This window comes from Chitinophagaceae bacterium (assembly GCA_016699815.1).
Classification (GTDB): Bacteria; Bacteroidota; Bacteroidia; order Chitinophagales; family Chitinophagaceae; genus Ferruginibacter.
Genome location: CP065012.1, coordinates 2,201,768 through 2,222,614, shown reverse-complemented (window position 1 = coordinate 2,222,614; position 20,847 = coordinate 2,201,768). Strand labels below are relative to the sequence as shown.

Genomic DNA, 20,847 nt, shown 5'->3' with positions numbered 1-20,847 from the left:
TTGCGAACAAAGCCCAGTTTCTTATTATTTATCTTTAGCAAAAGCCAGGCAGGGTCGGATTCCCCACCATCGGCAATACCTGTCCGTTGTGGGCAAGCATCAATTGACTGCAGGAACATTAATAAAGCAAAAAAAGATAAAACCTATATGGACAAAAAATTATTTGCGGAACACTTTCAGGTGGTTGGCAGTGATTATTGGCAATCAAGCGGCTATGAAGCCCGCCTTTATTCCGGGTTTGGAGAGGAAACAAAAGTAAAAATTCAACAACATGACAATTACCATAACAGGCTATACTTACTTAATAAGCAAACCGGAAACCTACATGATGTTCACCTGATCAATTGGGATATGGGATTTCAAAAAGGGCATGAAATAACCATTGTCTGGCCAGCGGGTTCAAGTCGTAAAGAAGACGCCAATCAGGGTTGTTGGGTTAAGGTTACCGTAAAGGAAGACCAACCGATGGGGGAGGTACTTGCTATACGCAATTACAATACCGGTAAAACCATGCTCAACGAAATGCTGATGCGTTCTACCAGTCGAAACCCAATATATATAGTGATACCAGTTATGATTTTAATACTTTGGTTGGTTAACCGATTGATGAACTTAGGTATATCGGCACTTTTTGTGGGCTTCTTTGGAATATTATTAGGACTGCTTGCGTGGCGCAAAACCTGGAATCCACAAAAATACAATCAGCTAAAGCACCAAATTGAAAAATGTTTTAGCAATAAGTAGAGATACTATTCATTTTTGTATCAACATAAGTTAGCCTAAATTTAAAATACCATGATAAATGTTAAATTCTATGCAAAAGCAATTTTGATGGTTACCCTAATTACCATAAGTACACAAACGCAAGGCCAAACGGCAATAAAAGATTGTGGTTGTGCTTACAAGCCGCTATGCAACTATGATATGACAAAATCGTATGCAGGCAAGGTGTATAAGGGCATAAGAAATGATGATGAGTCTATAAGCTATTACCATTGCGAAAACGGCATACTAACTGCTAAGTGGACATGGAAGCGTTATAATGATTTTACAGACGAGAATGAATACTTTAATTATACGAGAATACTGCTAAAGGAAAGTGCTAAACCCGGAGAGGTATGGACGGAACATGGCCCCGACGGAAGATATTACGACCGTTTCATTGTAAAGAAGCATGCCAGCTTTACTGTGAATGGGCAAGTTTACAAAGATGTGATTCAGGTATGCCAATTTGATAAACATTACCCTTGGAAAACTGAAAAAGAGATAGTTGACTACTATGAAAATTTAGGTAGTAGTATTGAATACTTCAAGTTCGGTTGGGAGGCTTTGTATGTGACTGACTTTTACTATGCCAGAGGCCAAGGGCAAGTATTTAGCAATAAAATAACCAAAGAATTTATCAAAGAGCTTCGAGCAAAATTTTACGGACCAGCAAAAGAATATAATATCAACTTGCCCGCTGACATAAGGGAGTATTTAGCTGCCCACGACTGGATAGAGCCATGGAGTATGAATAAGGGTGGTGCAGTAAATTTTACAAAAACAAATCTCTGGCTCGGCACTGAGAATTTGGGATCTTATGACATCAAGGGTACTAACATATTGGTGAATGGAGAAGTGATATTTCACATTATAACAACAGGGCTTGATGAAGGATATCTTCTTAACCTTAAAATAAAAGACCGTCCAAATATTATCCTAGAACCCGTAAAAAGAAAAACTCAACCTGTCAAATAATTACAAGACCACTTTAGGGTGCGGGGCAATATTTCGCCGCCGGTTGACTTTTAAAAGCGGATAAATGCCAGCCCACAACATGAGCATTGCTACAAGTGTGGCAGGACGTGTAATCATCGGCTTTAGTTCACTATCAGCATCGGTTTCGACGGACGGAATTCTGTTGGGCTTTGGGTTGTTATCTTGTACTTCAAATCATTATTCGGCAGCAGTTCCGAGCAGGACAAGCAATGAATTCCACACCTGCAGCAATACCTTTTCGTTAGCGGCAAGCATACAGATCACCATTACAATGAGAGACGTTTTAGATAAAAAGCTTGACAAAATTTCTGACATTTGGAATAACTACATTTGGGAATATAAATTTTGTAATTCAAAAATAACATTCACTCCTGATGTTAAATCAAATTACTTCGGCGACATTTTAAGCTACTTTTCAGACACCTTTAATCTCATATACAATTCTAAAAAGTCGGACACCTTTTCAGAAAATATAGAAACTTCCATTAGTTTTTTGCAAGCAATTTATATTCAACAAGATTTCATTGAAGAACTATTGCACATATTCAAATGCGACATTGACAAAGGAGATTTGAAAAAAGATGACAATTACACAATTAATAGAGAACTTAGGAACGAATTGGTCGTGTAAGCGTCCCCTTTTTTCGGTCAATCCAAAATTAGAGTTTTCTGTTCAGCTTTTTGTTTTTTAATACTTTATCTGTAAGCGTCCCCTTTTTCGGTCAATCCAAAATTAGAGTTTTCTGTTCAGCTTTTTGTTTTTTATACTTTATCCACTAACCGGCTCTCTTCAATTTGAAAAGGATTTCCGTTCGCCGTTTGTGGATAAAGCTTTTGTGCATATTTTGAACATTGGCACCATTTTTCAGCAAACATCAGAGGCGATTGATATTGTAAGGATTTGTGCGGCCTCTCTGTGTTGTAATCCTGCCTCCATTTCTCACAATGTTCCCTTACTTCTCTCATTGTTGTAAATATATATGCGTTTAATAATTCACGGCGTATGCTCCCGTTTTTCTTTCAATAAAAGCATTCTGCATTGGGCGACCTGGTTGTATAAACTGAAGTGTAATGTGTCGCTTACTGCACCATTCTTCTAATTTATGACTGATAAATTCAGGACCGTTATCCATCCTGATATTGGCAGGGCAACCCCGCTCTTGTACCAATCGCTCCAGCACCCTTATTACTCTTAGAGTAGGCAATGAAGTGTCAGTTTCTATTGCCAGAGATTCCCTGTTAAAATCTTCCAATACATTAAACAGGCGTATTTTTCGGCCATCCTGTAAACTATCATTCATAAAGTCTATGCTCCACATTTGGTTAAAACTTGTGGGTAGTGTTAAGGGTTGCTTTATCCTTTCCGGTAAACGTTTTTGGGCTTGCGCCTGATGTTTAAATTCATTTTCCTATATACACGCCTCACTCGCTTATGATTCCAACCATAGCCACGGTTGCGCAGTCGATAAAAGCTTTGCCAAAAGCCAATAACCGGATGCTTCTTCACAAGTCCTTCAAGGGCATCCTCTATCTGAGAATCATCTTTTGTTTTAGCTGTATATTGAAAACTGCTCCGTGGTAGCTTCACGATTTTGCAAGCCTTGCTAACACTACAATGTGCTTCTTCTATTAGTTGAAACACAGCTTCTCTTTTGTCAGCAGGCGTTATAACTTTTTTTCGATAAAACCTTTCATTGCCCGGTTCTCGAAAGTGAGCTCCGCTACTATTTTTTTGTACTGCGATAACTCCGCTTCCATTTCTTTTATGCGCTTTACATCACTGGTTTCCATGCCGCCATATTTGGCTTTCCAGTTGTAAAAGGTAGCATCGCTAATACCCAACTCACGGCAAACATCCTTGGCAGGTATGCCGCTTTCCTGTTTCTTAATTGAAGCCACGATCTGGCTTTCGGTAAATCTTGTTCTTTTCATAATTGACAATTTTAAAATTAAAGATTATTCTCTAATTTCAAACTGCCGAAGATTGGGGACGCTTACAGTCGGACATCCAATCAGAAAAAGTGATATAAATGGTACAAGGCAATTACTTTCTTCAACAATATTCAGCAACTCAACAAATGCAGACCAAATTTCTTATTTGCGATACCATTTGGACAACAATTATAAATTTGAAGAAGTAACACACAACAAAGAGGATATTTTGAAAAGGCATAGTGCTTTCGTTGAATTTTACTTTGATATTATTATAGAAAAATTAAAAGGCATACTATCACTATTCAAAACAAAAATTGAAGAAATTGAAAAAGTCGTAGCTAATGCCCCTTTTGAAAATGTTGTAAAGATTGTATCCGACAGTTTTGAGTACATTTTTAGGACGGATTACCTTTATAAGCCAGACATTTTGCTAGATGTTTATAAATTGAGAAATACTAATCGGCGTTATAGCAATGCAATTGAAATGTTTCAACGGGACTTGAACCAATTTCTATTTGACAAAAAGCAAGACATAGATGATTTAGTAAATGACACAGACAGATTTAGCTCTAAACAAACAGATGAAGAAATCATAATTCCCGAAATAATATTTATTGAAAGCAATGATAAAGTTGACACAAGTAAAATTTCTGTTTCATATCATTATGAGTTAGGCAAATTGGTGGACAGAAGCGACTTTACTAAGTTTAGATTTTTCAGCTCATTATTAAAAAGTAAGTGTAAGGACAAAGAACTTGTTTTAGCAGAAATTGAAAATATGGAAATGAACTTAGACAATACTTTAGAATACTATTGTTCATTTCATTTGGTGGACACAGAATTGAATGGCGTGGAAAATGCCAGCCGCTAACATTGGTATTGCCAATAGTGGGGCTTGACATTGGAGCAATCAGCAGCGGTAATTCTGCTGTGCTGTGGTTCGGGGCTTGACGAATAAAGCCCAGCTTTGGTTCTTAATATTTAACTTTATCAAAAAGCCAGGCAGTAGTTCCGGCGGACGAATATAAAATTCCCCACCATCGGCAATACCTGGCCGTTAGTGGCAATTTAAATTGAACCCTCATGCCAAGTCAAGTTTTTTCGACACGAAATATTACTTCCGGAAGCAGCGTCAAAACTTATTCAAAAAGTTTTGACATGACAGGAACTGGACTTCAAAAGTCTGCAGATTATGCTGCAAATAAATCTAAAGCAAGAGTATCAGGGGAAAAACTAAGCTGCTCTATTAACAAGTCAAAAAAAGTTATTAAAGTTTTTACGACTGCCGAATTCCCAATTGATTTTTTTACAGCGACCGGAATTTCAACTTTAACGAAACTAAAAGGAACCTATAATACAACTGGTTCATTTTATAAAGGGTTTGGGAATATCATTTTAGAAATCTTAAAGGCTATTCCAAAGATTGTTGAATTTACAATTGACTTTTCAACAGATTCGAAAACCAAGGTGACGACAAAAGCGGTGGGCAAACATCTTATTCTTAGCAGTCACGACTACAATTATATTCATGGTTTATTCAACTCCGAGAAAAAAACAGATAAATCAAAGTTCACTTTCCCAAGCCTTAAAATTTCTGAGTAGAAAAATTACAATTCCTGCCAATGTAAAGATTGGCGGCGAGCTTGTATCAACAGCTTTTAAAAAAACAATATTCAAAGAGGTTATTAGTAATTTATCTGACAAAGAATTACATGAATTGCTATTTCAACTTTATGAGAAGCGTTATGATATTTTGGCTTCCAAAATTGAACTATTTAAAGAGACAGACACTTACAAGTTGGATTATATAAATGAACTTTATCAACAACATCTCAAAAAGCACAAGTCACATGAATCAAAGTGGCAAACATTTTTTGAAGACAATTTCAACATTATTAATCCAAGTTACAAATATGTAATTAGAGAGGTTGATACAATCATTGAACAAATTGACGAAGAAGCTAAAAGCAGACCTATTGATTTTATTGCTATTGATATATACAACAATATTGAGTTGATTGAATTGAAAACTCCAAGTGCGGACATAATTTCAAAGCGAAAAGACCGTAACAATTACTGTTTAACTCATAATTGCACTAAGGCATGTACCCAACTGGAAAAATATCTGATTAAGATTGAAAGCAACAAATTAGAAGTTGCAAAATTAATTACTGAGAAAGTTTCTAAAAAATATGGAATAAAGAAGTCTGATTTAAATATTTTCATAACTAAGCCAAAAGCAAAGCTAATTATCGGAATGATTGAACCTTTGTTACCCAATTTCTCTAGGCATCAGGATTTTCAGTTACAAAGACATAGTTTTAAAAATATTGAGATAGTAACATTTGACGAAATATTTAATAGCTTGGACGAAATCAACAAAGAATTGAAAAGAAAAATCACTCGCCGACGAAGTGCATTAGCCTAAACTGCCACTAACATTGGTATTGCCAATAGTGGGGCTTGACGGAATAACAATCAGCAGCAGTAATTCTATTGTGCTGTGGTTCGGGGCTTGACGAATAAAGCCCAGCTTTAGTTCTTATTATTTATCTTTAGCAAAAAGCCAGGCAGCAGTTCCGGCGGACGGGAATTCTATTTCCCCACCATCGGCAATACCTGTCCGTTGTACGTCACCCTATTGAACATCCTACACATATACAAGCATCCATGACTTTGCCGACACGACCCAACGCACCAAGTCAGGCACATTTGCAAGGCACACAAAGCCGACACACAAAAGCCAACCTTGCAAAAGAGCCTGCCTTGTGCCAACGCACAACCCTCACACCCCAGCAGGACGAATATCTTTCATCTTTTGTTCAACACTTCAGCGATATATCCTTACTGAACACCGAAGCCCACCCACCACCCAACTGGAAAAGCTGCGAACTTCAATATATTTACTACTATATTTTGTAAAATGTAGTGAACAATCTATATTCGCACATTCTAAAATGTTTATGACATGGCAAAGAAAAATCAGAATTTAAAGCGGGACAGATTTATTAATGTTGCTGGCAGACGAGTTCAGAAAGTGCTTGACAGTTTAGACAGCCTTTCAAAATGTGCCAATCGAAATAATTATGATTTTAATGAGGAGGATATTTCAAAAATGACAAAAGCCATTAAGGAAAAAGTAAGATTACTTGAATCTTCATATACCAGTAATACTAAAACAACCAAAAACTCTTTTCAATTCTAAACCTGCCATTAATGAAGAAACTTTTTAAACAATTATTAGAAGCAAATACAGCCAAAGAAGTTACTGATTTACTTGAAACCTTAATTGATAATTACAATGTTAGCTGGACACCTGTTGGTGGCTACAAAGACAACATTGCGACTATCAACATCGGAACAGACCCAGCAGCAGGTTTAGCAGAAAGGATTACTAACGCCATTGATGCTGTTATAGAACTTGAATGGCAGAAGCAAGGAAAACCAACAGATATAGTTAGCCCAAGAACTGCTTCTGAAAATTGGTTTAATTTAAAAGATGGAAAATTAAGAAGTATTGATAATGCCTCTGATAAAAAGATACAAGAACTTGCAAGAAAAATAAAAGTTACACTTAGAGATTCTGAGAGAGAAAATTATCCAACTGTAGAAATTCGAGACCAAGGTATTGGAATAAAAGGTGATGATTTTTCTAAAACTATTTTAAGTCTGCACGGACAGAATAAAATTTCCAAACTCTTTTTAATGGGAGCTTATGGGCAAGGAGGTTCTACAGCTTTATCATATAACAATTACACCATAATAATTTCAAAACCTGCCATTACTGAAAAGAAGGAGAAAGCAAAAACATCCTGGACTATCGTTAGGATTAATCCAGGTAATATCAATTCAGACAAACTTGAATGGTTTGAATATTGCGTTGACAGTGCAAACGGACAACCATTTAATGTTGAACTTGAAGATAAAGATTTTACACCCGGTACATTGGTAAGACATATAGGAATGGATTTAGGAAAATACACAGCTAAAATGACTGGACCTACTTCATCGCTTTGGTATTTGGTGCATCATTATTTATTCGACCCGATTATTCCAGTTACAATCAGTGGTGAAAGGAAAAAGGATTTGAATGCAGGCAAAATTGAAAACCGCAGCATATTTGGAAACAATAGGCGATTGACAAAAGGAGGTGGCGATGAAAAAAACTTAACGCAATACCAACAAGAAGTAAACCTAACATTTAGAGATGGGAAAGTAACTATTTATTATTGGGTTTTGACTTTGGACGGCTCTGATAAGCCAATGGATAGAATTAAAAATTATTGCTTACCCTCTCAACCAATTATAATAACCTTCAACGGACAAAAACAAGGGCAGTTAAACAATTCTCTCATTAAAACCGATTTAAAATTACCCTTCATCGAAAAATACTTAGTGGTTCAAGTTGAATGCGATAATCTGGATAATGAATCTAAGCGACATCTTTTTAGTAGCACAAGAGAATCCCTTAGAGACACTTCGATTTTAGAGGAATTGAAAAAACTAACCATTGATACATTGGCTGAAGACGATGAACTAAAAAGACTTGATAAAGAAAGGAAAGACCGATATTTAAAGAAAGATGAAACAGAATCCTTAGATAAATTAAGAAAAAGGCTTGCAACAAGAATAAACGCTTACATCAAAACATCTGGCGGCGGTAAGACTGTAAAAGCTTCCGAAACAAAGGATACTGTAAAAACAAAAAAACAGCAACCTATTCCTGTAAATGACCCACCGACATTTTTAGAGATTACTTCCGAAGATGAAAAAGAAGTTTACATCGGAAAAACTTTCAGTGTAAAGTTTAAGACAGATGCACACCCAAGTTTCTTCAATAATCCTGATGCGTTTCTTGCCGTTATTGAACCACATTCATTCGGAAGCTTCACTGGCTCTGCAAGAGTAATAGATGGTTACGGTATCGCCTTTTTCAAAACAAGAGATAATATAGAACTGGACGCTAAAGCTTCTATAACACTTGAATTAAGACCACCAAGACAAAAATCATTGAGTGATTCTGTAAATGTTATTGCAGCAAATTATCCTGATGGTGCTGATTCAAGTAAATCTGGTGACAAGAATACCCCAAATATTCAAATCCATGCAATCAATGAAAACGACCAGTATTATAAAGACCAATCATGGACTATCGAAACAGTCGCTGATGTTGATATTGGAACTGAGGCTGTGGACATTTTCATAAATGATTCCAACAAACATTTGACAAAACTTATTAGCAAAGCTCAACAGTATAGCACCGAAGCTGTTGAATCAATTAAAAACAGATATAGAGAACATATCGGATTTTGTGCATTTATGATTTCTCAAAATAAAATCGAAGAACGTTTAACCAAAGAAGATGGGAAAGAAATTTCGCAAGAGCATATTGAAGCAGTTAAAAAGGCAGATTTAGAAAATGCCTGTGAAACAATAGTGGATTTAATTCATGATTTCTTTCCCGTAATAATAACCGAAAGTCAAGAAAGTTGATGATAACCGAAGAAAATTTTGTGACCCCGTGGGCTAAGCTTAGTGCAAGAGAGTTTGATTCTTGGCATTCTATGTGTTCATATTTAGGAGCGTTTCCGCCACCTTTGGCTAATTACTTTATTCGTTATTTCACAAACGAAAAGGAATTAGTTTTTGACCCTTTTTCTGGAAGGGGAACTACAGCTTTAGAAGCAAGAATTTGTAATCGCAAGACCGTAGCAACTGACCTTAATCCAATTGCTTTAGCGTTAAGCGAAGCCAAAAATTATAACTTAACAAAAGAGGAAATATTTACAAGAGTTGAAGAACTTGAAAAGAAGTATGACCATGCTCTTTATCAACCAGAGGCTATGGCACAGTCAGATGAAGTTCATTTAATTTTTCATCCCCGTACTTTAGCACAACTTTGCTATTTAAGGCGTAAGCTATTAAAGTCAGACAAACCAGTTGACAAGTACCTGATTGGAATAACTCTTGGTGTATTACATGGTGGAGAAAGGGCTAATGGCAGTTCAGGGTACGCCTCGATTGATATGCCTAACACATTCAGTATGTCGCCAGAATATGTAAGGCGATTTGTTCAGACCAATCAATTAAACCGCTTTTACAGGGATGTGTTTGAGTTGTTGAGAGAAAAAACTGAAAGGCTTTACAAGAAACATTCAAAGCTTGGGCAAACAGGTGTCGTACAGAGAGCTGATGCAAAACAATTGTCAAAGATTGAGGAATTAAAACCTTTCCATAAAAAGGTAAGTTTAATTCTTACCTCGCCACCCTACTTAGGAATTGTAAACTATGCAAAACAAAACTGGATTCGTTCATGGTTTATGAACCAAAATCCACTCTTAATTCATGAAGAACTCGATGATGACTTAAATCTTGATGAATGGATTACATTTTCTAAAGCATTTATCCAAGAACTTAAGGTCTTTCTAAAAAGAGACGGTGTTGCCGTCTTTGTAATTGGAGATGTTGCAAAATCAAAAACAAGCGTAATTCCTCTTGCAAGAGAATTTTGCTTAATGGTGAAGGAGAATAATTATTTTAAAAATGTTTGGTGTTTTACCGATGTAATTATGGACACAGATAAAACAACAAGAATTTGGGGCGAAACTAAAGGAAGTGCAACGGCTACAGACAGAATTGTAATACTTTCAGACATTAATCCTTTTGAAAAATTCAGTAATCAAAAAGAAGTAGAATTATTAAATTTTAAGTTTATCGAAAAAAGTACAAAAAAATTTATCGGTCAATAATAAAATCATGAAGCCAACTTCAAATAAATACAATCAGCTACTTGATAACATTGGCTCTACGCTTCAAAAAGCAAGAGAGAATGCTATTAAAGCAATCAATACCGAGTTAGTGAAAGCTAATTGGGAAATTGGCAGACATATTGTTGAATTTGAACAACACGGAAAAGAAAAAGCCGATTACGGAAGTGCATTACTAACCAGTCTTGCCAAAGATTTAAAGACAAAATATGGCAAAGGTTTCAGCAAAAGTAATATTTACTTGTGCAGGTTGTTTTATATTAAGTACCAAAAATTCCAGACAGTGTCTGGAAAATTGAGTTGGAGCCATTATGCTGAATTGCTTACCGTTTCAGACGACTTAGCCAGAAGTTTCTACGAAAAACAAACTATCAAAGAGAATTGGAGTTTCAGAGAAATGAAACGACAGATTGATTCTGCATTATTTCAACGCTTAGCTTTAAGCAAAGATAAAAAAGGAGTATTGGCTTTAGCTGAAAAAGGTCATGAATTAATTGTTGCAAAAGACGCTATTAAAGACCCCTACGTTTTCGAGTTTCTTGAGTTGCCAAAAGATAAAATACTTAAAGAAAGGGGGCTTGAAAAAAAACTTGTTGACAACCTGCAAAAATTCTTACTGGAACTTGGCAAAGGCTTTTCATTTGTGGCAAGGCAATTTAAAATCACGGTTGACAATGAACACAATTTTATTGACCTTGTTTTTTATCATCGCATTCTTAAATGTTTTGTTCTTATAGACCTCAAAACGAGAAAAGTTAAGCATCAAGATATTGGACAGATGAACCTTTACTTGAATTATTTTAAAGAAGAAGAAAATACAGAAGGCGACAACGAACCAATAGGAATTATCATTGCGGCAGACAAACATGAATACACTGTTAAGTATGCAACAGGCGGACTTGCCAACAAAATTTTTGTTTCAAAATATCAGTTGTATTTGCCTGACAAAAAAGTTTTAGAAAATAAAGTAAAAGAAATAATTGACAGTGAGTAACATTGTTTGGGTACAATAGGCGAAGTCTCTAATAGCCAACGCACCAAGTCAGGCACATTTGCAAGGCACACAATGCCGACACACAAAAGCCAACCTTGCAAAAGAGCCTGCCTTGTGCCAACGCACAGGCAACACTCTGCGGTTGGACACAGAACCACATTGTAGATGACCGAGGAGAAGGGCGAACGTACAACAGGGGGTTTGCCAAAATACGGGCTGACGGAAGTTATCTTCGGCTTTTTGTAATTCTATTGTGCTTCATATCGGGCTGGACATTATCTATTTAGCTTTTTGTTGTTATCTTCATCATCAGTTTTTCAATCATCATCGGTACCGGGCGGACGGAATACTAATTCCCGTACTTCGGCAAGCCCTGTCCGTTGTGCGTCATACAATCGCAGCAGTTTTAATCTTTAAAGTTTAGACAATATGAGCAAAGTTTTAGGACTTGACTTAGGGACAAATTCAATTGGGTGGGCAATTATTGATACCGATAATAATCAAATCGAAAGTTGCGGAACAAGAATTTTTCCAGGCAAAGCAGTTCGACACAAAAGAATTGCAAGACAAAAGAGAAGGAACGTATTTACAATTGTCAACTTGCTTCACTTCATTTCATTTGCAACAGTTTTATTATCATTGTATGATAGAACCAGTTGGCAATTTTGGCTTAATTTATCTTTGACAACTTTTGTAGCGACACTTATTCTTTTACATCAGGACAAGAAATAAAATAATGAAGGAGCATTTCATAAACCTTTTACTTGAACAATATAAACAAGAATGTTTGTTTGAAGAGTTAGAACAAAAAGGCTTACAATTCGGAAATATCTGCGTTGATAATTTGGCTGTTGTACTCGACATCATAGGCTTTCCACGAGACAATACTCTTGAATATGACTTTCTCTACTTAAACACTGGAGGGGAAAAGCGAGAAGAAAATAAAAAAATCCCTGATGATGAAATGTTTTGTAGAGATTGGCTTGACGAGAAGTATTTCGAGATAACAAGAGAATTATTTAGTCACCAATATATTTTTGTTACCGACAAAGGACTTCAAATAGAAAAGGGTGCTGGACTTGACTTAGTGCTTCAAAGCTTTGACCAATATATTGACTGGCTTTATGAAGAGTACGAAAAATTCAAACAAGGCATCGAGTGACAAGTACGAACGCACAACAAAAGGTTTGGCAATAGGCTGGCTGAAGGAATAACAATCGGCTGTAGTTCGCTATCAGCTAAGGTTCCAGCAGACGAACAAATATCGGCTTTTTGCACTTATCTTCGGCTTTAGTTTTTCAATCGGCTGACGTTCGGGCGGAAAGTTCATTGAATACCAGCCCATCGCCAAGCCTTAAACGTTATCGGTAACTCTATGACGACAGTGCAAACTCAAACGACAGGACATAAATGAAAGAACTTATTGCAGTATTTATCGGCAGCGGACTTGGCGGACTTTCTCGGTTCGGGCTTGGCAAGTGGGTTGACAATTGGCACAACCATCATTTTCCTTTCGGAACTTTTGTAGTTAACATAGTGGCTTGTTTTGCTTTGGGTTTTATTATCGGACTTGCTGACCACAAGCAAATTCTTTCACCGACCGCAAGGCTGTTTTTGACAGTTGGTTTTTGCGGTGCTTTCAGCACATTCTCAACTTTCAGTAGTGAAACACTGACACTTTTCCAACAAGGACACAATACAAGTTTAGTGCTTTATATACTTGGAAGCATTTTGCTTTGTGTAACGGCAACTTTTGGCGGACTTTTTATTGCAGAGAGAATATGAAGAAAGTATTAGTTCTATGCACAGGCAACAGTTGTCGAAGCCAAATTGCCGAAGGTTACTTGCGACACTTCGCAAGCGACAAAGCAGAAATTTACAGTGCAGGCGTTGAAACTCACGGAGTAAATCCGAGAGCAATTGCTACAATGGAGGAGGACGGCATTGACATTTCAAAACACACATCAAACAACATTGACGAATACTTTGACATTGACTTTGATTTTGTAATTACGGTTTGCGACAACGCCAAAGAACGTTGTCCGTTCTTTCCGACCAAAGCCAAAAAGTTTCATCAAAATTTTCCAGACCCTGCAAAATCAACTGGGACGGAAACAGAAATTTTGGAGCAGTTTCGACAAGTTAGACAAATGATTAAAAGCTATTCACAACAGTTTGTAACCGACAACTTGTAACGACTGACCAATGAACAAACGAAAAAGAGCTACCGATAACATTCGGTTTGGCAATATGGCGGGGCGACGAATACATTCTCAGCTTTTTTTCCGCTATTCGGCTTCAGTTCCAGCCGACGAATAAAGCCGAGCAATAGAATAAACAATGAACTTTTATTTATAAATTTAGCAGCGGTTACGGGCTGACGATTTTCAAATACCGCCACATCGCCAAGCCGTTAACCGTTGGCTGATATGTTACCGCCTACGACCATCACAATTAAAATTTACTTATGATAAAATTAATTCTTTTCATTTCCTTTTTTCTGACCAACTTCTGCGTTGAGATATTGGCTCAAAAAAAATTAGACTCTAAAGTCCTTGACACTTTAATAAAACATGCAGAGTTGACACAATCTGATGCATTAGTTATCTTTTTAGAAGGGAAACTCTATAGTGAATATTATTTCGGAAAAGAGCCAAAAAGAATTGAAGCGATGTCTTCAACTAAGTCTATTGTAAACCTTGCCATAGGTAAGCTAATTACTGACAGCCTAATAAAATCAATTGACCAACCAATCTATGACTTTTATCCGGAATGGAAACAAGGTCAGAAAAAGGAAATTACCATCAGACATTTGATGAATCATACATCTGGTGTGCAAAACATTCCACTCACAACTGTAGAAATTTACCCAAGCCCTGATTTTGTAAAGTTGGCCTTAGCGGCTGAGATTACAGATAAACCCGGCACAAAATTTAGCTATAACAATAAAGCAATGAACCTATTGGCAGGGATTGTAAAAATTGCTTCAAGAAAACGTATGGACAATTATTTGGCAGAAAAAATATTTGCACCACTTGGTATTGAAGATTATGACTGGACTCTTGATGACGAAGGGAATCCACATGCTATGGCTGGTTTTCAAGTATTGCCCAAGGATTTAGCCAAGCTTGGACAATTATTTGTTCAAAAAGGTAAATGGGAAGGAAAGCAGCTAATTAATGAAAAATGGTTTACAGAAACGGGAACTCCTAGTACATTAGAACCAAGCTGTGGTTTACTTTGGTGGATAGATTATGAACAAAAGTTTTCTATTATTGATGATGAACAAATTGGAAAGTTGCAAAAGGCTGGACTACCTGACAGCGTAATAAATGTAGTGCGTTCTCTAAAGGGAAAGCATGAATCATCTGTTTATTCAAAACTTTTTGCAGAAAAAATGAAGAGAATTATGCCAGTATGGGATACTGCAATTACCAAAATTCTAAAAGACAATGGTTTAACGATAAGTAGAAAGGAAAATATGAATAAGTTTTATAAAACACTTGGTTATCTTGGCAACTGTATGGCGGTATACCCTGATAAAAATCTTGTAGTTGTGAGAATGATTAGCGAAGAAAGTTTTTTAAAAGGTAAAGGTACAAAAGATGGGTCAGGGTATAATAATTTTTCTGATTTTTTTGAACTAACAACAAAATTAATCCAATAAAACACATCAGCCAACATTCGGTTTGGCAATATGGCGGGGCGACGAATATATTCTAAACTTTTTGTTCGCTAATCGGCTTCAGTCTGGGCTTGACTTTTACTATTGAGCTTTTGTAGTTATCTTCATCATTAGTAATTCTATTCGGCTTCGGTTCGGTCTGACAATTTTCAAATGCCGCCACATCGCCAAGCCGTAGCCGTTAGTGGCAATTTAAATTGAACCCTCATGCCAAGTCAAGTTTTTTCGACACGAAATATTACTTCCGGAAGCAGCGTCAAAACTTATTCAAAAAGTTTTGACATGACAGGAACTGGACTTCAAAAGTCTGCAGATTATGCTGCAAATAAATCTAAAGCAAGAGTATCAGGGGAAAAACTAAGCTGCTCTATTAACAAGTCAAAAAAAGTTATTAAAGTTTTTACGACTGCCGAATTCCCAATTGATTTTTTTACAGCGACCGGAATTTCAACTTTAACGAAACTAAAAGGAACCTATAATACAACTGGTTCATTTTATAAAGGGTTTGGGAATATCATTTTAGAAATCTTAAAGGCTATTCCAAAGATTGTTGAATTTACAATTGACTTTTCAACAGATTCGAAAACCAAGGTGACGACAAAAGCGGTGGGCAAACATCTTATTCTTAGCAGTCACGACTACAATTATATTCATGGTTTATTCGACTCCGAGAAAAAACAGATAAATCAAAGTTCACTTTCCCAAGCCTTAAAATTTCTGAGTAGAAAAATTACAATTCCTGCCAATGTAAAGATTGGCGGCGAGCTTGTATCAACAGCTTTTAAAAAAACAATATTCAAAGAGGTTATTAGTAATTTATCTGACAAAGAATTACATGAATTGCTATTTCAACTTTATGAGAAGCGTTATGATATTTTGGCTTCCAAAATTGAACTATTTAAAGAGACAGACACTTACAAGTTGGATTATATAAATGAACTTTATCAACAACATCTCAAAAAGCACAAGTCACATGAATCAAAGTGGCAAACATTTTTTGAAGACAATTTCAACATTATTAATCCAAGTTACAAATATGTAATTAGAGAGGTTGATACAATCATTGAACAAATTGACGAAGAAGCTAAAAGCAGACCTATTGATTTTATTGCTATTGATATATACAACAATATTGAGTTGATTGAATTGAAAACTCCAAGTGCGGACATAATTTCAAAGCGAAAAGACCGTAACAATTACTGTTTAACTCATAATTGCACTAAGGCATGTACCCAACTGGAAAAATATCTGATTAAGATTGAAAGCAACAAATTAGAAGTTGCAAAATTAATTACTGAGAAAGTTTCTAAAAATATGGAATAAAGAAGTCTGATTTAAATATTTTCATAACTAAGCCAAAAGCAAAGCTAATTATCGGAATGATTGAACCTTTGTTACCCAATTTCTCTAGGCATCAGGATTTTCAGTTACAAAGACATAGTTTTAAAAATATTGAGATAGTAACATTTGACGAAATATTTAATAGCTTGGACGAAATCAACAAAGAATTGAAAAGAAAAATCACTCGCCGACGAAGTGCATTAGCCTAAACTGCCACTAACATTGGTATTGCCAATAGTGGGGCTTGACGGAATAACAATCAGCAGCAGTAATTCTATTGTGCTGTGGTTCGGGGCTTGACGAATAAAGCCCAGCTTTAGTTCTTATTATTTATCTTTAGCAAAAAGCCAGGCAGCAGTTCCGGCGGACGGGAATTCTATTTCCCCACCATCGGCAATACCTGTCCGTAAGCTGCAACCCTTTGACAGCGTAACTCTAACTTCAACATTAAAAAATTATGGGACTTATTTTTATAATTTGTATCATTCTCATTATTGTTATTTCAATTACAAGCGCTCCAAAAAGAAAAAAGGCGAAAATTGAAACTGAGAGTGAATTGGCTGCTACCTTAAAAGAGTTAGAGAAAAATCCTGACGATGTTAATTTGATTATTAAGAAAGCTACTGCCATTGCTTATCTTGAAGGTTTTGAAAATGGTTTTAAAATTTTTGATGACGCTATACTAAAAATTCCAAGTTCAGGTTCGCTATATTATTATCGAGGATGGCTTACAACTCAAGCCAATGAAAATCTTCCTAAAGAAGCATATTTCTTTTATGCCAAAGCAATCGAGTTTGGAGGCTTAGACCAAAACGAACTTACTTACGCATACTATATGAGAGGACAGATTGGACATAATCACAATGTTATCGGTGCAAAAGCGGATTTGTTTAAAGCTAAGTCTATGGGAAGTAAATCAGCAGAGAATTATATTAAAGAATGGAGATTAAAAGAATAGAAAAATAACTATAATGGGACTCGTAATATTTTTAAGGAAGCGACAGAATGAAAACTGGTTTAGGAAACTTTTGGTAAATTCAATGGACACAGGCTTAGGGAATAATGTACTTTTATGTTCAGGTTTTTTTCAAGAATATTTCAAAGGCGGAATTTACCAGGTTTCTACAGAAGCCAATTTCGATGGTGTTCTTTTAAAACATAAAATTAATCTAACTACAGTTGGAGTACATAATCCTCAATGGCTGACTCCTTACAAAAATTTCAGAGATAATTTAAAAAATCAAGGCATAGTTGTTTCTGCAAAGCTTAGCACAACATTTCATTGGCACGCCAAAATCTTTATCCTTAAGAAAGATGACAGACCCATTTTTGGTATCGTTGGGAGTAGCAACATGACGAGAAATGCTTTTGGTGTGACAACTCCTTTTAACTTCGAAGCAGATGTATTCCTTTGGCTGGATGAGTTCAAAGAATTAAACGATTTAATTACAGAAAGCCTCGTAGAAATTCAGCAATTCAGTAGTGAAGTAATTATTGCAGACTATGACCCTGAAAAAAACTTTGGTTTGACAATTGAAGACAGACTTATACAATTAGTTTCAGACGTTGAAAATGGTGAACTTACAGACCTCCCCGATTAGGGTATGCAGCTTACATGGGGTTTTGTGCAAGCAGGGCTTGACGTTCAAACTTCGGCTGTTTGCATCGCTCTACTTTGGTTCGGGCTGGACGGAATTCTGTTGGGCTTTTGGTTCTTATCTTGTACTTTTATTTCTTTATTGGGCTTCAGTTCCGGGCTGGACAATCAACAATGCCCTGCCTGCACAAAGCCCTGTTCGTTATCGGTCAGCACTACCAGACATTAGAGGCGTAAAACTTACGTCTAAATAATATTGTGCATCTTGGTAACCATTCCACTTTTCTGCCCTGACCAAATTAATTACATAACTTTTTCTTCCCCCAGGCAGAACACTGAAAAGATAATCCTGTTCATTATTGAAGTAACTTCCTTTTAGAAATCTATCCAGTTCTTTAACTAATTCAATTTCCTTTTCGGATTATCAACCCAAGCCACAGCAATTAAATCAAAATCTCTGCTCATTGAACCGTGAATAATTAAATTATAACCCATTTCTTTTGCTATCTCTTGCATCGGATTTAATAAAGCCGCATAAAAATGAGGTTTGGTTTTTACTGACTTTATTTCTACCCGTGCCGAACCGATAACATTGGTATTGCCAATATCAGGGGGTGAAGTGCTGCCAATCGGCTGTGGTTCGCTGTTGGGCTGTGGTTCCAGCTTGACATTATCTATTGAGCTATGAATCATAATTTCAACTTTTTGTTTGTTTACTGTACATTTGTTCCGGCAGAAGTTTTTCAATTGCCCTGCCATCGGCAATACCTGAAACGTTGTACGTCACCCTAAACGACATCCTACAAACATTTAAACATCCATGACTTTGCCGACACGACCCAAAGCACCAAGTCAGGCACATTTGCAAGGCACACAAAGCCGACACACAAAAGCCAACCTTGCAAAAGAGCCTGCCTTGTGCCAACGCACAGCCCACCCACCCCAGCGGACGGAATTCTTTTCGGCTTCAAATAAATACATCAGCAAATAACTATACTCAACACCAATGCCCACCCACCACCCAAAAGACAATTAAGCCGTTGTTTTTAACTATTTTTAACCCTTAATAAATTGACAAGACTTAATTATACATGCCAACATTACACTGGATAGGAAAAGATAAGGTTATCAATCATCACATGGACGTTCCTTTTAAAGTTTTGGAACACTCTTATGGCTTTGACAATGGTACTCAAACAGACGCAGAAACCAAAAGCGGGAATAAAATAATACATGGCGACAATTTAGAAGCTTTAAAATCTTTGTTGCCAGAATACGAAGGACGTATTGACTGTATTTATATAGACCCTCCATACAATACAGGTAATGAAAAATGGGTTTACAATGACAACGTTACTCATCCAGATATTAAAAAATGGCTTGGAAAAGTAGTTGGAAAGGAAGCTGAAGACCTTACAAGACACGATAAATGGCTTTGTATGATGTATCCTCGGCTAACATTATTAAGTAAATTGTTAAAAACAGAAGGTGTTATTTTCATTAGCATTGGAGAAGATGAAATAGCCAATTTGAAAAATCTTTGTGACGAAATATTCGGTTACAATAATAAGTGTGGAATAGTTTCAAGATTAATGAAATCAGGAGGCAATAAAGGAAATTATTTTTCACCAAATATTGATTACATACTTGTTTATGCTAAAGACAAAAGATTTATAAGCGACTTTAAAGGCATAATGGATGAAAAACTTGTCAAGAAATTGTATAATCAAATTGAAACAGAAGGAGAGAGAAAAGGTGAGAAATATCGTCCATTTGGACTTTATCAATCATCCTTAGACTCCCGCCCTAATCAAAGATATTACGTTGAATGTCCTGATGGGACACTTGTTATTCCTCCAGGAAATACAATGCCTGTTCAAAAATTAGATGCAGCAAAAGTTTTGCCTGATAAAGAAGATGGTTGTTGGAGATGGAGTAACGAAAGGTATATTACAGAACGTAAAAATGGGAATATCGTATTTAAAAAATCAACCAAAGCGGTTTTGATTGATTCCGAAGGCAAGCCAGCAAAATGGAATATTTATACTAAAATATGGTTAAGCGATAGAGAAGAAAGTGGTCAAACACCAACAAATCTTATTACTGACTTTGAAAATCGACATAGTGCAAAAGAGTTATCAGCATTAGGCTTGGAATTTGATTTTTCAAAACCATCAAAGCTTGTAGAATATCTAATTAATATTTCAACTAACAATAAGAATGCAATTATACTTGATTCTTTTGCTGGTTCGGGGACTACAGCAAATGCCGTTTTAAATCTTAATAAATCTGATAAGGGTGAACGTAAATTTATTTTGGTTGAAATGGAAGAATACGCCAATAATCTAACTGCCGAGAGAGCAAAGCGTATAATACAAGGTTACGGCACCAGTGAAGGCTTAGGCGGAAGTTTTGATTTTTACAAGTTAGGGCAACCAATGTTCTTGGAAGATGGAAATTTAAACGAGTTGGTTGGGATTGAGAAAATTCGTCAATACGTTTACTACACAGAAACAAAAACCCCGATAATAGAAACGAAGCATAAAGACAATGAATATTTCTTGGGCAAACATATTGATACTGGTTATTACTTCAATTACGATGAAGATGGAATAACAACTTTAGACCATACTTTTTTATCAACTATGAAAACTAAAGCAGAGCAATATGTTATCTATGCTGACAACTGTTTACTGACAAAAGAATACATGACGAAGCATAATATAATTTTCAAAAAAATCCCAAGAGACATAACAAGATTTTAAGC

Annotated in this window: 21 protein-coding genes and 1 pseudogene; 20 read left to right on the top strand and 2 right to left on the bottom strand. The window is 36.1% G+C overall.

Features of this window, described 5'->3' with window-relative positions:
- The first annotated feature begins 147 nt into the window (after positions 1-147).
- The 3 genes from IPO46_09920 (at position 148) to IPO46_09910 (ending at position 2,392) form a co-directional block, all read left to right on the top strand.
- A complete protein-coding gene (locus tag IPO46_09920; protein QQS62426.1) occupies positions 148-744 on the top strand; it encodes a hypothetical protein in 597 nt (198 codons plus the stop codon).
- Between the two features lie 51 nt (positions 745-795).
- Positions 796-1,740 (top strand): hypothetical protein, encoded by a 945-nt coding sequence (locus IPO46_09915; protein ID QQS62425.1) that lies wholly within the window; start codon positions 796-798, stop codon positions 1,738-1,740.
- A 64-nt stretch (positions 1,741-1,804) separates the two neighbouring features.
- Positions 1,805-2,392, top strand: a complete 588-nt coding sequence (locus IPO46_09910; GenBank protein ID QQS62424.1) for a hypothetical protein — start codon at positions 1,805-1,807, stop codon at positions 2,390-2,392.
- Between the two features lie 230 nt (positions 2,393-2,622).
- On the opposite strand, the pseudogene IPO46_09905 reads toward IPO46_09910, so the two are convergent.
- Positions 2,623-3,693: pseudogene (locus tag IPO46_09905) on the bottom strand (IS3 family transposase).
- Between the two features lie 52 nt (positions 3,694-3,745).
- Between IPO46_09905 and IPO46_09900 the strand changes: the two are divergent.
- The 16 genes from IPO46_09900 to IPO46_09825 all read left to right on the top strand — a co-directional run bounded on the left by IPO46_09900 (position 3,746) and on the right by IPO46_09825 (position 18,084).
- Entirely contained in the window at positions 3,746-4,567 is an 822-nt protein-coding gene (locus tag IPO46_09900; protein QQS62423.1) for a hypothetical protein, read from the top strand.
- Positions 4,568-4,779: 212 nt separating this feature from the next.
- On the top strand, positions 4,780-5,298 hold the full coding sequence (locus IPO46_09895; protein ID QQS62422.1) for a hypothetical protein: 519 nt from the start codon (positions 4,780-4,782) through the stop codon (positions 5,296-5,298).
- Positions 5,225-6,124: a DUF4263 domain-containing protein gene (locus IPO46_09890; GenBank protein QQS62421.1), complete on the top strand. Its 900-nt coding sequence runs from the start codon at positions 5,225-5,227 to the stop codon at positions 6,122-6,124. The genes IPO46_09895 and IPO46_09890 overlap by 74 nt, the downstream gene beginning before the upstream one ends.
- A gap of 242 nt (positions 6,125-6,366) precedes the next feature.
- Complete coding sequence (locus IPO46_09885; protein QQS62420.1) at positions 6,367-6,618, top strand: hypothetical protein; 252 nt, start codon at positions 6,367-6,369, stop codon at positions 6,616-6,618.
- 46 nt (positions 6,619-6,664) lie between these two features.
- Complete coding sequence (locus IPO46_09880) at positions 6,665-6,901, top strand: hypothetical protein (GenBank protein ID QQS62419.1); 237 nt, start codon at positions 6,665-6,667, stop codon at positions 6,899-6,901.
- An 11-nt stretch (positions 6,902-6,912) separates the two neighbouring features.
- Positions 6,913-9,189 carry a hypothetical protein gene (locus tag IPO46_09875; protein QQS62418.1) on the top strand — a complete coding sequence of 759 codons (2,277 nt, stop codon included), beginning with the start codon at positions 6,913-6,915 and terminating at the stop codon, positions 9,187-9,189.
- Entirely contained in the window at positions 9,189-10,445 is a 1,257-nt protein-coding gene (locus IPO46_09870) for a restriction endonuclease (protein ID QQS62417.1), read from the top strand. Before IPO46_09875 ends, IPO46_09870 begins: the two co-directional genes overlap by 1 nt.
- 7 nt (positions 10,446-10,452) lie before the next feature.
- Positions 10,453-11,457 carry a DUF1016 family protein gene (locus IPO46_09865; GenBank protein QQS62416.1) on the top strand — a complete coding sequence of 335 codons (1,005 nt, stop codon included), beginning with the start codon at positions 10,453-10,455 and terminating at the stop codon, positions 11,455-11,457.
- 429 nt (positions 11,458-11,886) lie between these two features.
- Positions 11,887-12,189, top strand: coding sequence for a hypothetical protein (locus IPO46_09860; protein QQS62415.1), 303 nt, complete (start codon positions 11,887-11,889; stop codon positions 12,187-12,189).
- A 4-nt stretch (positions 12,190-12,193) separates the two neighbouring features.
- Positions 12,194-12,619 carry a hypothetical protein gene (locus IPO46_09855; protein QQS62414.1) on the top strand — a complete coding sequence of 142 codons (426 nt, stop codon included), beginning with the start codon at positions 12,194-12,196 and terminating at the stop codon, positions 12,617-12,619.
- 248 nt (positions 12,620-12,867) lie between these two features.
- Positions 12,868-13,242: a fluoride efflux transporter CrcB gene (gene crcB / locus IPO46_09850; protein QQS62413.1), complete on the top strand. Its 375-nt coding sequence runs from the start codon at positions 12,868-12,870 to the stop codon at positions 13,240-13,242.
- Positions 13,239-13,652, top strand: a complete 414-nt coding sequence (locus tag IPO46_09845) for an arsenate reductase ArsC (GenBank protein QQS62412.1) — start codon at positions 13,239-13,241, stop codon at positions 13,650-13,652. The genes crcB and IPO46_09845 overlap by 4 nt, the downstream gene beginning before the upstream one ends.
- Before the next feature lie 272 nt (positions 13,653-13,924).
- On the top strand, positions 13,925-15,124 hold the full coding sequence (locus tag IPO46_09840) for a serine hydrolase (protein QQS62411.1): 1,200 nt from the start codon (positions 13,925-13,927) through the stop codon (positions 15,122-15,124).
- A gap of 225 nt (positions 15,125-15,349) precedes the next feature.
- Positions 15,350-16,465 (top strand): DUF4263 domain-containing protein, encoded by a 1,116-nt coding sequence (locus tag IPO46_09835; GenBank protein ID QQS62410.1) that lies wholly within the window; start codon positions 15,350-15,352, stop codon positions 16,463-16,465.
- A 475-nt stretch (positions 16,466-16,940) separates the two neighbouring features.
- Complete coding sequence (locus IPO46_09830) at positions 16,941-17,441, top strand: hypothetical protein (protein ID QQS62409.1); 501 nt, start codon at positions 16,941-16,943, stop codon at positions 17,439-17,441.
- Between the two features lie 82 nt (positions 17,442-17,523).
- Positions 17,524-18,084 carry an NgoFVII family restriction endonuclease gene (locus IPO46_09825; GenBank protein QQS62408.1) on the top strand — a complete coding sequence of 187 codons (561 nt, stop codon included), beginning with the start codon at positions 17,524-17,526 and terminating at the stop codon, positions 18,082-18,084.
- Between the two features lie 395 nt (positions 18,085-18,479).
- On the opposite strand, the gene IPO46_09820 is transcribed toward IPO46_09825, so the two are convergent.
- A complete protein-coding gene (locus tag IPO46_09820) occupies positions 18,480-18,839 on the bottom strand; it encodes a hypothetical protein (GenBank protein QQS62407.1) in 360 nt (119 codons plus the stop codon).
- A 332-nt stretch (positions 18,840-19,171) separates the two neighbouring features.
- Here IPO46_09820 and IPO46_09815 point away from each other — a divergent pair, with 332 nt between their 5' ends.
- The gene (locus IPO46_09815; GenBank protein QQS62406.1) at positions 19,172-20,845 is read left to right on the top strand and encodes a site-specific DNA-methyltransferase; all 1,674 of its coding nucleotides are present in this window, start codon (positions 19,172-19,174) and stop codon (positions 20,843-20,845) included.
- Positions 20,846-20,847: the final 2 nt, after the last annotated feature.

Bases quoted from the DNA above. Each gene is read 5' to 3' on its own strand.
- IPO46_09920 (QQS62426.1), top strand. From the start codon at position 148: ATGGACAAAAAATTATTTGCGGAACACTTTCAGGTGGTTGGCAGTGAT.
- IPO46_09895 (QQS62422.1), top strand. From the start codon at position 4,780: ATGCCAAGTCAAGTTTTTTCGACACGAAATATTACTTCCGGAAGCAGC.
- IPO46_09870 (QQS62417.1), top strand. From the start codon at position 9,189: ATGATAACCGAAGAAAATTTTGTGACCCCGTGGGCTAAGCTTAGTGCA.
- IPO46_09830 (QQS62409.1), top strand. From the start codon at position 16,941: ATGGGACTTATTTTTATAATTTGTATCATTCTCATTATTGTTATTTCA.
- IPO46_09865 (QQS62416.1), top strand. From the start codon at position 10,453: ATGAAGCCAACTTCAAATAAATACAATCAGCTACTTGATAACATTGGC.
- IPO46_09915 (QQS62425.1), top strand. From the start codon at position 796: ATGATAAATGTTAAATTCTATGCAAAAGCAATTTTGATGGTTACCCTA.
- IPO46_09840 (QQS62411.1), top strand. From the start codon at position 13,925: ATGATAAAATTAATTCTTTTCATTTCCTTTTTTCTGACCAACTTCTGC.
- IPO46_09910 (QQS62424.1), top strand. From the start codon at position 1,805: ATGCCAGCCCACAACATGAGCATTGCTACAAGTGTGGCAGGACGTGTA.
- crcB (QQS62413.1), top strand. From the start codon at position 12,868: ATGAAAGAACTTATTGCAGTATTTATCGGCAGCGGACTTGGCGGACTT.
- IPO46_09860 (QQS62415.1), top strand. From the start codon at position 11,887: ATGAGCAAAGTTTTAGGACTTGACTTAGGGACAAATTCAATTGGGTGG.
- IPO46_09820 (QQS62407.1), bottom strand. From the start codon at position 18,839: ATGGCAGGGCAATTGAAAAACTTCTGCCGGAACAAATGTACAGTAAAC.
- IPO46_09880 (QQS62419.1), top strand. From the start codon at position 6,665: ATGGCAAAGAAAAATCAGAATTTAAAGCGGGACAGATTTATTAATGTT.
- IPO46_09885 (QQS62420.1), top strand. From the start codon at position 6,367: ATGACTTTGCCGACACGACCCAACGCACCAAGTCAGGCACATTTGCAA.
- IPO46_09875 (QQS62418.1), top strand. From the start codon at position 6,913: ATGAAGAAACTTTTTAAACAATTATTAGAAGCAAATACAGCCAAAGAA.
- IPO46_09825 (QQS62408.1), top strand. From the start codon at position 17,524: ATGGACACAGGCTTAGGGAATAATGTACTTTTATGTTCAGGTTTTTTT.
- IPO46_09835 (QQS62410.1), top strand. From the start codon at position 15,350: ATGCCAAGTCAAGTTTTTTCGACACGAAATATTACTTCCGGAAGCAGC.
- IPO46_09890 (QQS62421.1), top strand. From the start codon at position 5,225: ATGGTTTATTCAACTCCGAGAAAAAAACAGATAAATCAAAGTTCACTT.
- IPO46_09845 (QQS62412.1), top strand. From the start codon at position 13,239: ATGAAGAAAGTATTAGTTCTATGCACAGGCAACAGTTGTCGAAGCCAA.
- IPO46_09815 (QQS62406.1), top strand. From the start codon at position 19,172: ATGCCAACATTACACTGGATAGGAAAAGATAAGGTTATCAATCATCAC.
- IPO46_09855 (QQS62414.1), top strand. From the start codon at position 12,194: ATGAAGGAGCATTTCATAAACCTTTTACTTGAACAATATAAACAAGAA.